The sequence below is a fragment of the Massilia sp. PWRC2 genome, from assembly GCF_049896725.1.
In the GTDB taxonomy this organism is placed as follows: domain Bacteria; phylum Pseudomonadota; class Gammaproteobacteria; order Burkholderiales; family Burkholderiaceae_D; genus JAFCUW01.
Genome location: NZ_JAFCUW010000003.1, coordinates 398,777 through 410,511, shown reverse-complemented (window position 1 = coordinate 410,511; position 11,735 = coordinate 398,777). Strand labels below are relative to the sequence as shown.

Genomic DNA, 11,735 nt, shown 5'->3' with positions numbered 1-11,735 from the left:
GGTGCAAAGCGAGCCCAGCACGGATCCGCTTCCTCGTATCAAAGCCATTCGTTGCGATCGCTTTCGGGATCGATTTCGGCATCTCTTTCGGTACCACAATCGGTACCACATTCGGCAGCGTGCCCGGCTTCGGCAGCGGCGATGAATTGCATGATCGCCGCGCTGTAATTCCGGTCAGGACGACAATTGCCCTGCATAGCATCTTTTACACACTGCACTGCCATCAGGGACTCGATCAACACTGGTGCGGCATCGAGTTCCTCAATGGCAGCCTGGAATGCGGCAACGCTCATCTCTTCTTCGAGCAGTTCCAAAACGGATTCGATGTTGTTACTGGCTGCGATCGAATTCAAAGAGACCTCATTGAAATAGCTTTGCTAAGGATTGGACGTATATCGGAACCAATAGTTGCACGCGCACGGAAAATAAGTGAACGTACCGTATTGAGCGGCATCAGCAGCTGGTCGGCGATTTCCTGATAACTCAAGTCGTCACGCTCGCGCAGCAGGAAGGCACTGCGCATGTTGGGCGATAACTTGGCGATCGACTCATCGATGCCGGCAGCCAACTGGGCGCCGATCAGATAGTCGTCCGGCCCGGGCGCCAGACCTTCCCAGCTGGCGTTTTCCAGCGGCGTCACCGTTTCAAGCAGCACATCCATCGAGACGGCAGTTTCGGCCTGCACCTGGCCATCCCTGAAATACGAGGTGGTCAGGTTGCGGGCGATCGCGTACAGCCAGGTGGAAAATGCGCTTTCGAAACGGAAGCCTGGCAAGCTGCGGTACGCGCGCAGAAAGGCTTCCTGGGTCAGTTCCTCGGCCACGGCGCCATTGCGCACCGAGGTGTTGATCAGCGCGGCCACCCGGCGCTGGTATTTGGTTACCAGCACTTCGAAAGCGCGCAAGTCGCCGTCGCAAAAGCGGCGGATCAACAGATCGTCGACTTTGCCAATTTCGGACAGTCCGGGCCGAGGATGCGCCTGCAACAATGTGGACATGGGGTGCCTTCTACAAGCGTGTCCGGCGCGGTCGGATTCCGTCGTCTATGTATTTCTTAAACGACCATGATAATAACCATGTTTGGGTATTTATGTTTGACCAACTTTTTTGACCATCAGGCGCCCCAGTGCAGGGCGCGGTATCGAGCGCCGGTCCAACGCGCCAGCATTAAAAGTTGGTGCTGGTGGCCTGCTTGGGTCGGCCGTCCGGCTGGGCCGCCGGCAGCGCCTGCCAGCGCCACAACTGCCACCCCGCCCAGCCGGCCAGCAGCGCGCCCAGCGCCAGCACCAGGCGGGTGTCGACCAGCGCCAGTACTGCGCCCGCCAGCGCCATCAGGATGTTGGCCACGCAAAAGATCGTCGACAGCAGCCCCATCACCGCGCCTTGGCCATAGTGGCCGAAGCGGTCGGCGCACCAGTTCGGCATGATGGCGTTATAAAAGGCATTCGGGATGCCAAATGCCACGATGGCGACCAGCCCCATCCACAGCGTGCCCAGCGCCACGGCGGCGACCATCAGCGCCACGCCGAAGGCGAACCAGCCAGCGCGGCGCAGCGGCGCCACCTTGCTGGCGCGGCCGGCAAAGGTGAGTGCACAGGCAGTCATCAGGCCGCACAGCAAGGCCGTCATCCAGGCAATACCCCGGGCATCGTAATGGGCCACCTCCACCAGCCACAGCGGATAGAACTCGTAAAAGGCCGTCACTCCGCAGGTGAACGCCAGCTGGATGACGAACAGGGTGCGCAGTTCAGCGTGCTGGAGCAAGTTAAATGAATGCTGGCGGCGCGCCACATGCCACCAGGACGTCGTCGCCGTCGATGGCGTCTCGCGCGGCAGCACCAGCGCCACCAGGACAGCCATCACCAGCAGCGCCACCACGGCCACCCAGAACGGCGTGGTGATGCCCCACTGTAAGGTAAAGCCGGCCAGCAACGGCCCCGCCAGCCAGCCCGTATAAAAGGCGCCGTTCAGCCATGAAAACGCTTGCAGGCGCTGCGGGCCTTCGAGGCGGTCGGCCAGCATGGCGCGCGCCACCGCGCCATTGCCTTCAAGCAGACCAGTAACAAAGCGGGCCAGCAGGAACAGCGGGTAGGACTGGATGACCAGCGCCCACGCCGTCAAGGCATGGCCGATGGCCGCGCCCAGCGCCGTCGTCAACAGCACCGGGCGGCGGCCATAGCGGTCTGACAGCGGCCCCATCAGGGCAGCGCCGATCATCAGCCCCAGCGGGTTGATGGTCAATGCCAGGCCGAACAGCAGCTTGGGCGGCAAGCCGAGAAAGTGATTGAACTGGTTGACGGTGCCGGCGGCGAACAGCGGCGGCAGGATTGGATACGGCAGCGAAGCGCCGATGGTCGATAGTAGCGCCAGCATGCAGGCGGCGCCGATCAGGAGCGTGTTTTTCATGCCGCACAATATACGGACCGGCCTGGCGGGCGTCCATGCTTTCCGACTGTGCGCAAGCCGGGGTGCGGGTCAAACAACATGCAGCGGATGTTGTAATGCAAATAGCCGGCAGGCGCCGGCTATTGATGGGGAAACGCAAGTGAACTTAATCGAGCTTCCAGGCGTAATCGACCTTGGTCCAGGTCTGCGCTGGCGCGCCATCCTTGGTGCCGGGCTTGAACTTACAGGCACTGATCGATTTCATGGCGGCCTTGTCGAGGCTCTTGAAGCCGCTGGTTTTTTCCAGCTTCGCTTCGACCACCGCGCCATCGGGTGCCACCAGGAAGGACATCGAGGTGGTGCCCTGCTCTTCGTTCATCAGCGAGGACTTTGGATAGTCCGCCTTGCAGGTCTTCGAATCGAACACGGCCGGTACTTCAGCAGCAGCCACGGCAGCGGTCAGGCTCGACAACATCACAGCGGCAATGACACTCAGATAACGCGATTTTGCAGACATACCAATTCCCCCATTAATTAACTTAATTCAGCAACGCGTGCCGCGACCCGACGATCACAGCTTCCAGTTGTAATCGACCTTGGCCCAGGTTTGCGCGGGCGCGCCATCTTTCGTGCCCGGCTTGAATTTGCAGGCGCTCAGGCCTTTCAGCGCGGCCTTGTCGAGGCCCTTGAAGCCACTCGATTTTTCCACTTTCGATTCCACCACGGTGCCATCGGCAGCGACCAGGAAGGCCAGCGACACTTCGCCCTGCTCTTCATTCATCAGCGAGGCTTTTGGATAGTCGGCCTTGCAGTTCTTGACGTCGACGCTGGCGGGGACTTCGGCGGCCAGGACGGTGCTGGCGAAGCCGGTCAGGATCAGGGCGGCGGCGCTACGGATAAGCTTGTTCATGATTCAAGTTCCACTTCGTATTCAATAAGTTAATCAAAAAGGTCATACGCACATCGGTGCCGGAAGCCCGGCCTTGCTTAAAATTCTTCCCACTCGTCGGCGCCGCTGCTCGCTGCAGCGGTCGCTTTCTTCGGCTTCACCGGGGCCGCGGCTGCTGCCGGAACGGCGGCCGGCTTGCGCGCGGCGGCCGGCTTTTTCAGGGCCGGACGGGCCGCTGGCCGGCTGCTCGATGCAGCCGAGGCCGCTGGCGCCAGCGCCAGGCTGTGCGACGGCGCTGCCAGTTTGACCTGCTCGCCTTCAACCAGCTTGAAGATGCTGACCACGTGCGCCAGCTCGCTGGCCTGATCTTGCAGGCTCTGGGCGGCGGCGGCGGCTTCTTCCACCAGCGCAGCATTTTGCTGGGTCATCGAATCCATCTCGATGATCGACAAGTTAACCTGGGCAATCCCGGCGCTCTGTTCCTGGCTGGCGTTGGCAATTTCTCCCATGATGTCGGTGACGCGCTTGACGCTGGCCACCACCTCGTCCATGGTGACGCCGGCCTGGCCGACCAGCTTGCTACCGCGTTCGACTTTTTCGACCGAATCACCGATCAGGGTCTTGATTTCTTTCGCTGCAGCAGCCGAGCGTTGCGCCAGGTTGCGCACTTCCGAGGCGACGACGGCAAAGCCGCGGCCCTGTTCACCAGCCCGGGCCGCTTCCACCGCAGCGTTCAGCGCCAAGATATTGGTCTGGAAGGCGATGCCATCGATGACGCCGATGATGTCGACAATCTTGTTGGCCGAGGCGTTGATCGAACCCATGGTATCGACCACTTGCGAGACCACTTCCCCTCCCTTGCGGGCCACTTCGGAAGCGCTGGCGGCGAGCTGGTTGGCTTCACGGGCATTGTCGGCGTTCTGTTTCACGGTAGAGGTCAGCTCTTCCATGGCGGACGCAGTTTTCTCCAGCGAACTGGCTTGCATTTCAGTACGCGAGGACAGATCGATGTTGCCGGCGGCGATTTCACGCGAGGCCGTGCCGATGGTCTCGGTACCGACGCGCACCTGGCCGACGATGTTGACCAGGCTGTTGCGCATTTCTTTCATCTCGAACAACAGACTGCCCTTGCTGGCATCGTCGATGGCAATCGACAGGTCGCCGTGGGCGATCGAACCGGCAATTTTAGCCGTGTAGTCAGGCTCGCCACCGAGTTGCTTGAGCAGGCCGCGGGTAATTACCACGGCGGCCAGCACCGACAGGGCGACGGCGATGGCGCCGAGGATCAGCATGAAATTACGGGCGCTGTCGTAAGCCGATTTGGCATCGACCTGGCTCTGCGTGTTGAGCTTGTCTTCCAGCGCGGCCAGTTGATCGAGCGCATCCATCCATTTTTTCTGGGCTGGTTTGATTTCCTTGATCATCACGCGGGTGGCATCTTCGGCCTTGTTGGCCAGCCACAGTTCCTGCGCCTTGGCAATCGCCGGCAAAGCGATCGCTTCGAATTCCTTGGTTTGCGCCAGCAGGGCTTTTTCTTGCGGCGACGCTTCGATTGCAAATTTATCGGAGAGTTTTTTCTCCATCTCGTCGTACTTGCGGGTCTGGTCCTTGACGCGGTTCAGATCGGCTTCCATTTCGTCAGGACCCGACATCATGGTGAGAATGCGCAAGGAATTGATACGGTCGCTGACATTGCCACGCATATCGATGACGTAACGGGTGACCACGTTGTTGACGCCGACCACGCGGTCGAGGCGTCCCTGGATCTGCCCGGTACTGAAGATACCGATGATCGTCACGGCCACCAGGAAGAACAGCACCAGCGCAAAGCCAAGGCCGAGGCGCATGCCCACTTTCATATTGGATAAATTCATTTCGTATCTTTTTCTAGGAGACGTTGTAATCGGCTAAGCCAGTTATGCCGGCTGTTATTTGCTTCACGCCAACAGTTGACGTATCGCAAGTTGCTTAAAGGATAGAATAAATTTTTTGACTGCGGATGCAAATTCGAGAAAAGCCGCCATTTTGTTACAAAACAACAACAACCAACTGGCCCGGTCTCTGTTACAAATGGCTTTACTGAATGGTAATTATAGGAGGCTATATTGCCAGCGAGCAAGCGAATGCTTGCGTTACCGCAAGGACTGTTGTTTCTATGTGGAAACGAGATGGCCCTTGATGCACGCTTGAGTCACATTTGATGCAAGCGAGTCATTGGCCTCCCCATGGCAGGGCGACAACGCGCCGCCATGGTGCGACATGGCCGGGGCCGCGCACTGGCGGGACGGAGCGGGAAAGATCAGAGTGACAATGCTTGCGGGCGCTTGCGTTACTTCAAAGGCAATGCAAGCGCCGCGGCCTTGCCAGAGCGAGGGTCAGGCGCTGCGGCGCTGCATGGCGGCGGCCGCTTCCAGCAACAGGCGCGGGTCGGCGCTGGCCAGCCGGGTGGGATCGGACATCATCTGGCGGAACAGGCGCGCACCGGGCAAGCCCTGCATCAATCCCAGCATGTGGCGGGTGATGCTGTTGAGCTTCAAGCCCCTGCCACCGAAGGCATCGAGTTGCGCCTGGATGTACGGAATCATGGCTTCGAGCACTTGTTCGCGCGATTTGACGGCGCTGGCGTCGCCGTAAAAACGGGCATCGTACTCGGCCATGACGTAGGGGTTGTGGTAGGCCTCGCGGCCCAGCATGACGCCATCGACGTGCTGCAGGTGCAGGGCGATCTCGTCGCTGGTCTTGATGCCGCCATTGATGATGATTTCCAGCGCCGGAAAATCGCGCTTGAGCTGATACGCCGTGGCATAGCGCAGTGGCGGAATCTCGCGGTTTTCCTTGGGAGAGAGGCCCTTCAGGATGGCATTGCGGGCATGCACGATGAAGGTCTGGCAACCAGCGTCGGCAATGGTGCCGACGAAATCGCGCACAAAGCTGTAATCGTCGATCTTGTCGATGCCGATGCGGTGCTTGACGGTGACGTCGATATCGACGACGTCGCGCATGGCCTTGACGCAATCGGCTACCAGTTGCGGCTCTGCCATCAGACAGGCGCCAAACGCGCCCTTCTGCACCCGTTCGGACGGGCAACCGCAGTTCAGGTTGATTTCATCGTAGCCGTATTGCTGTCCCAGTTTGGCGGCGGTTGCCAAATCGGCAGGATCGCTGCCGCCCAGCTGCAGGGCGACCGGATGCTCTTCGTCATTGAAGCGCAGGTGCCGTTCGACGTCGCCATAGACCAGCGCGCCGGTAGTGACCATTTCCGTGTACAGCCAGGTGTGGCGGGTAATTTGACGGTGAAAGGTACGACAGTGGCGGTCGGTCCAGTCCATCATCGGGGCGACGCTGAGGCGGCGGCCGTTCACGGGGTTGTCGGTGTTATCTAGCATGCTGCTCTCTTGAGACCGGAGGGCGAACGCCGCATGGCGTGCCAACAGGGATGGTGGCGCTGGCGCAAGGGATGGTTGCGCCCGCGCCCGCGGGAGGGCCATTATACGCGAGGGCGCTGATCGCCCCGGCCATCGGCAGCGCCGGCAACACGCAGGCGCCCGCAATCCGCGCCGCGCGCCGCGCCAAGATCAGCTGGCCGGGTGGGCGCGGCTGCCATACTCGGCCTCGTCGAACAGGCAGGTCAGCGGTGCAGCGGCCGCCATGGCCGGTCCCTTTGTATAAAAATCCTCGGCGTCACTGGCCCAGGACAGCCGGCGCGCCGGCGCGTCCGCTAGCCAGGGACGGAAATTCGTCGCTGTCTAGGCGTGCAGGCCGGGGGCGATCTGGTAGCGTGTCGCCAGCGCCATCAGGGCCGCGACGGGTGCATCGAGCACGGTGCGGCCATCGCCGTCACCATGCGCGTGCCACTGGCCGTCGGCCGATACGGCGTCGATGGCGCCGGTATTGGCAATGCGCAGCTGGCCGGCCGCCAGGCGGTCGACGAATGCCTTGCGCAACAGACGCTAGAGGAAAATGCGCACCGCGCTCGGCAGGCGCGCATCGGCGGCGAGGGCAAGTGACTGGGAGTTGCTGGTTGCAGTCGGTATTGGGAAAATGTCGTTCAGTACACACATGGAACAGGTACCGCGGTGCCTGTCCCGTTTTTACTTGTATAAACGCCCTTCCCCGCAAGGCTGGCGTTTTCAGCGTCCCAGACTAATGTTATTGAGCAAGGCAGGCTGACCGATCTCGACCACGGTGGCATTCGATTTCTGGAAATACTGATTCCAGAAACTGAGCAGCGAGCGCATGGTCTTGGGATCGCGGTACTTGCTGCCCTTTTTGGCGTCGTCCGCCAGCAGGCCGGTACCGATCACGTAGATTTTGGCACCACCGAAGTCGCCGAACAGGTCGTTATCCGCAGCGAGCTTGAGTTCGCGGGCGCCATCGATGTTCTTGACCGACATACCCTTGTTCTCATAAAAACTGCTGACCGAGGAATTTTCCAGCATGTCGGAAGCGATCAGCACGATCTTGCGGCTGGCTGTCGAATTTTTCACCCGGCTCGACATCGATTTGAGCGACGCCATCACATCCGATTTGGCCAGGTCCGCATTGGCGCCGGCGAAGGCGCCGCGCAGGGCGGTGCCGATCGCTTGCATGGCAATTTGCGGCTGGCGCTTGGCGCAGGCATCGAATTTGTTGAGTACCGGCTTGGAAATATCGTCACGGGCGGCGGCCGCAATGGCCGGCTCGATGTTGCCGGCACTGACCACCTGGGCATAGTGCCCCTGCGAAAACGCCGAAAACGTCATGATCGAAAAGGCGTTACCCGGGCCCATGAAGAGGCGGCTGTTGTCGGCCACCTGCTGTTGCAAGGTTGCATCGAACAAGGTGGTTTGATCGACCAGAATGAATAATTCGGTGCTGCTGGCGGCCACCGTCACGCCCAGCTTGTGGTCGTAGCAGCTGGGGACCGCTTCTTCCACTCCGGCAAAGGCAGCGTTGCACAGCAGGGCTGCCGCCAGCATGATTGCTGTACGGGCGATCACAGCAAGTCCTCCATTTCGGCAGCGCGGCGCTTGGTGGCCGATTGCTTGGCCTGCTTGCGTTGCTGCAGTTCGGCTTTGACGGCGTCGTACAGCGTTTCACTCAAGGTGTCGAGAAACGCCAGTTTGGCCTTGGCATCCTCGCCCAGCTGGTCGAGCTGGTGCAGCGCGGCGTCGAGCTGCGCATCGTCATCGGTAACGTGCGCAGGCGCTGGGGCGACCACAGCGGCCGGCGCCGGCGTCACGCGTGGACTGCGCTGCTTGGCGATTTCGAGGTCTTCGTCGGCCTGGCTCTGCTCGGTGTGGCGGGCATCGCGCTTCTTTTTGCGGTAAGCCGTGTCCTGTTGCTCGGTGACGTCGAGAAATTCGAGGAAGGATTTATTGGGGTGAATGGCGACGCCATTGCCCTGCTCGGCATGGCGCTGGATCATGCGCTGGTGCAGGTTTTCCAGTTGGGTCTGTGCCTTGTCGATGTACTGTTGCGACGCGCTGCGCACATCGCCATAGGTGAGGAAGCGGCCCTTGCCCAGCGCCTTGAAGGCGGCCTTGCTGTTTTCACCGGCAAAGCCCCAGCGGTAACCAAAAAACACCCCCAGCGCTTGCAGGAACACGAACAGCACGGCCAGGATGAAGAAGGTCACCCAGTAGCCATGCAAATCATATTGCGCCGCTTCATCGACCGCTTTGCCGTCAGCATCCTGGCTTTGCTTGCCGTCGGCTTCGGGAATGACGTTCTGCTTGGCCAGATCCAGTCCGGCTGCCGCGCTGCCGCGCTCGCGCAGTTCAGCTTTCTGGGTGGTGACGATGTCGCCCATCAGCTTATTCGCGCTTTGCACCCGCACATAGGTGGCGCCGATGGCGATCATCAGCACGAAGGCCAGAGTGGCCCAGGCCACCACGAAGCTGGCATCGGTGCCCACGCGGTTGCTGACCTGGGTGTACTCGGGCTGGTCGTCGTCGAGGTGCTGGGGCGCCGTCAGCGGCATCGAGCGGCTGCGCAGTTTGCTCTTGCCGCCGTCTTCGATCCAGTCCTTGCGGGCGCGCTTGATTTTCATGGAAACGTACAACTCGTGGCCGGCAAAGTGGGTCAGCAACACGCACAGCGCCGAGACGATGAAGGCAATGCCGACGGCCGCATATTTTTGCGTGGTTTCGCTGGCGCCCGGCACCGTGTAGCCGGCCAGCACATAACTAAAACCCTGCGCTTCGATGAACACAAAGCCGATCACCAGCACCCAGATCGCCAGCGGCGTCAACGAGCGGCCGTTATCGCCCGCCTTGTGCAGATACGTCATGCGCTGCTCGAAATCGTTTTCCGACTGCACTTGCACGAAGGTTTTGTAATCCTGGCACAAGGTGCGTTCCGATTTGAACCAGCCACTGCCATCCTGCAGCTGGTGCAAGTCTTTCGACAGGCTATTGAGCTTGCCGATTGCAGGGAACACGTACCAGGTATTGAGCCACCACCATTTGAGTTTGTCCCACAACAGGGAAATGACAAGCGCCGCAATCAGCGTGTATACCAGCGTCCACAAGAGGACGGGATAAGTATGGATAAGGTCGGATAGCATGATAATTCTCAGTTGGCAATGGCGGGTTTGAAAGGAGAGACGTACAGGCGATTGTCATGGGCATAGACGATATTGCCGCCCTTGGCGACGCTGCCGCCATTGCGGTTGTAGACAATATCAACGCATTGCATGCCACCGGCGCCGCCGGTAAACATGCGGTACAAGATGCCGCCTTCGGCCAGGTAGGTATTGACTTCAGGGCGCATCGACACGTCCGGCTTGGGATTGCGATTGGCAGCCGGATCATAATTGGCGTACACCTTCAACTCCGGCATTTGCGCCAGCGTCGCTTCACTGGCCAGCACGGCGACGCGGTTGATGACGATCTGGTGGCCATTGACGCGCTCGCTCCAGCTCTTGCCGTACAGGCCGGGAACGTGCTCGGCCACTTTATAGGTGGCGCCATCCTTGAGTGCGCGCACGGCGCCGGCCACGCGCGGGCGGTCCTGCGAACAGTCCGACAGTACCGGGGCATCGTCAGCGTAGGCGCTGCTGATCAGGGAAAACAGGGGCCGCTGGTGGGCCAGTCTGCCGACGCTGCTGGCCGCCAGCGTCGCCTGCGCCAGCGGGGCGCCGCCGAAATCGAGCTGCTTGCCGCTGGTCTTGAGCAGTGGCGCCTTGGCGGCGATGACGGCGGGGGCGCTGGCCGCGGGGACCGTGGGGGCCGTGGGGGCCGCAGTAGCAACCGGGCGCGCCGCCGGTGTAGTTTTTTCAGCGGCCTTGGCCACCACTTTCGCGCTGGCGGACTTGTCGGTCCCAGCGCCGGCCGCCGCTGGCGTGGCCGGTTTTGTCGTGCGCGCCTCGCCCTTGGTGGTCGCTGGCGGCCGCGTCGGTTCGACCGCCGCCACGCTCACTGCATCGGTCCTGGCAGGCACCGCCCGGTAAAACTGGTAATTCGAGCGGCGCGCTTCGAGGTACTTGCTCAGATTGGCTGTGCTGCTCAATTCAACGATTTCGACCCGGCGGTTTTCCGCGCGTCCCGCTTCGCTGTTGTTGTCGGCCACCGGGTAGACTTCGCCGCCACCCTGATAATAAATCTGCTCGCGTGGAATGCCGCGGCGCTCCAGATACTGCGCCACCGCCTTGGCACGGCGCTCCGACAAATCGGCATTCAGGGTGGAGGAACCGGTATCGTCGGTATGACCGACCAGCAACAATTTGCGATCGGCGCCGGCGCGCAAGATTTGCTCGCGCTGGCCGGCATCGCTGATGCTTTGCGCCATCTTGGCCTGGTTGTAGACGTCGGCAATGGCGGAGAAATACTGCTCGGCGCGACGGGTCAGCACATCCGAATTGCTTTCAAAGTGACCGCCGGGGCCGCCCTCGTCCTGCACCGACACCACATTGCCGATCGCCGTTTTCTTCACTTCCGCAGCGTTGCCCGAGCGGCTCAGTGCGGCATCGCTCATCACGCCGCCATCGCTGGCGACTGCGGAAAACGTCATGCGTAACTGGTAATCCTGGGCCACCTTGGCCATGTCGCAACGGCGCTTGTCCATGTCGGCGCCGATCATCGCGCCCACCGTGGTGCCCAGCAATGCACCGGCGAGCATGGCGCCGCGGTCCTTGTTGCCCAGTTTAGCGCCAATCAGGGTGCCGACCAGGGCGCCGGCCACCATGCCGGTATTGCGCGCGTTATTCGAGCAAGGATCCGGATTATTAAAGGTATTCGTGAAGCTGCCATTACCCTGCTGCCCGGGCGCGGTGGCACATCCGGCCAAACAAAGGGCAACGCCAGCGGCAGTGGCCTGCTTGATTGAAGCAAATTTCATCGGTAAAAACCTTATCCGTGAGGTGAAAGCGGGCGACTGTCATCGAGGACAACACCTGGTATGCGCGCCAAAAGTTGAAAAACAGCAATAGTTAAAGAAATGGCTAATCATTTTAATTATTTCCCGATTGTAATGATGCTTTA

11 protein-coding genes are annotated in these 11,735 nt (G+C 60.8%); all 11 read right to left on the bottom strand.

The features are described 5' to 3' along the window. Positions 1-38: 38 nt before the first annotated feature. Positions 39-353, bottom strand: coding sequence for a hypothetical protein (locus ACP7BZ_RS09420; protein WP_426112365.1), 315 nt, complete (start codon positions 351-353; stop codon positions 39-41). Further along, positions 350-997, bottom strand: coding sequence for a sigma-70 family RNA polymerase sigma factor (locus tag ACP7BZ_RS09415; RefSeq protein ID WP_426112363.1), 648 nt, complete (start codon positions 995-997; stop codon positions 350-352). Before ACP7BZ_RS09415 ends, ACP7BZ_RS09420 begins: the two co-directional genes overlap by 4 nt. A 169-nt stretch (positions 998-1,166) precedes the next feature. Continuing rightward, positions 1,167-2,405, bottom strand: coding sequence for an MFS transporter (locus ACP7BZ_RS09410; protein ID WP_426112361.1), 1,239 nt, complete (start codon positions 2,403-2,405; stop codon positions 1,167-1,169). A 145-nt stretch (positions 2,406-2,550) separates the two neighbouring features. After that, positions 2,551-2,901 (bottom strand): energy transducer TonB, encoded by a 351-nt coding sequence (locus ACP7BZ_RS09405; RefSeq protein ID WP_426112359.1) that lies wholly within the window; start codon positions 2,899-2,901, stop codon positions 2,551-2,553. 54 nt (positions 2,902-2,955) lie between these two features. Then, positions 2,956-3,294, bottom strand: a complete 339-nt coding sequence (locus ACP7BZ_RS09400; RefSeq protein ID WP_426112357.1) for an energy transducer TonB — start codon at positions 3,292-3,294, stop codon at positions 2,956-2,958. Between the two features lie 77 nt (positions 3,295-3,371). Beyond that, positions 3,372-5,147 carry a methyl-accepting chemotaxis protein gene (locus ACP7BZ_RS09395; RefSeq protein ID WP_426112355.1) on the bottom strand — a complete coding sequence of 592 codons (1,776 nt, stop codon included), beginning with the start codon at positions 5,145-5,147 and terminating at the stop codon, positions 3,372-3,374. A 501-nt stretch (positions 5,148-5,648) separates the two neighbouring features. Then, on the bottom strand, positions 5,649-6,659 hold the full coding sequence (dusA, locus tag ACP7BZ_RS09390; protein WP_426112353.1) for a tRNA dihydrouridine(20/20a) synthase DusA: 1,011 nt from the start codon (positions 6,657-6,659) through the stop codon (positions 5,649-5,651). Positions 6,660-7,019: 360 nt separating this feature from the next. After that, positions 7,020-7,217 (bottom strand): hypothetical protein, encoded by a 198-nt coding sequence (locus ACP7BZ_RS09385; protein ID WP_426112351.1) that lies wholly within the window; start codon positions 7,215-7,217, stop codon positions 7,020-7,022. Positions 7,218-7,403: 186 nt separating this feature from the next. Then, positions 7,404-8,252, bottom strand: coding sequence for a hypothetical protein (locus ACP7BZ_RS09380; RefSeq protein ID WP_426112349.1), 849 nt, complete (start codon positions 8,250-8,252; stop codon positions 7,404-7,406). After that, on the bottom strand, positions 8,249-9,820 hold the full coding sequence (locus tag ACP7BZ_RS09375; RefSeq protein ID WP_426112347.1) for a hypothetical protein: 1,572 nt from the start codon (positions 9,818-9,820) through the stop codon (positions 8,249-8,251). Before ACP7BZ_RS09375 ends, ACP7BZ_RS09380 begins: the two co-directional genes overlap by 4 nt. An 8-nt stretch (positions 9,821-9,828) precedes the next feature. Then, positions 9,829-11,592 carry an OmpA family protein gene (locus ACP7BZ_RS09370; RefSeq protein ID WP_426112345.1) on the bottom strand — a complete coding sequence of 588 codons (1,764 nt, stop codon included), beginning with the start codon at positions 11,590-11,592 and terminating at the stop codon, positions 9,829-9,831. Positions 11,593-11,735: the final 143 nt, after the last annotated feature.

What these genes read in the sequence shown, in the direction of transcription:
- ACP7BZ_RS09415 (WP_426112363.1), bottom strand. Translation starts at nt 997, where the DNA reads ATGTCCACATTGTTGCAGGCGCATCCTCGGCCCGGACTGTCCGAAATT.
- ACP7BZ_RS09410 (WP_426112361.1), bottom strand. Translation starts at nt 2,405, where the DNA reads ATGAAAAACACGCTCCTGATCGGCGCCGCCTGCATGCTGGCGCTACTA.
- ACP7BZ_RS09405 (WP_426112359.1), bottom strand. Translation starts at nt 2,901, where the DNA reads ATGTCTGCAAAATCGCGTTATCTGAGTGTCATTGCCGCTGTGATGTTG.
- ACP7BZ_RS09400 (WP_426112357.1), bottom strand. Translation starts at nt 3,294, where the DNA reads ATGAACAAGCTTATCCGTAGCGCCGCCGCCCTGATCCTGACCGGCTTC.
- ACP7BZ_RS09395 (WP_426112355.1), bottom strand. Translation starts at nt 5,147, where the DNA reads ATGAATTTATCCAATATGAAAGTGGGCATGCGCCTCGGCCTTGGCTTT.
- dusA (WP_426112353.1), bottom strand. Translation starts at nt 6,659, where the DNA reads ATGCTAGATAACACCGACAACCCCGTGAACGGCCGCCGCCTCAGCGTC.
- ACP7BZ_RS09375 (WP_426112347.1), bottom strand. Translation starts at nt 9,820, where the DNA reads ATGCTATCCGACCTTATCCATACTTATCCCGTCCTCTTGTGGACGCTG.
- ACP7BZ_RS09370 (WP_426112345.1), bottom strand. Translation starts at nt 11,592, where the DNA reads ATGAAATTTGCTTCAATCAAGCAGGCCACTGCCGCTGGCGTTGCCCTT.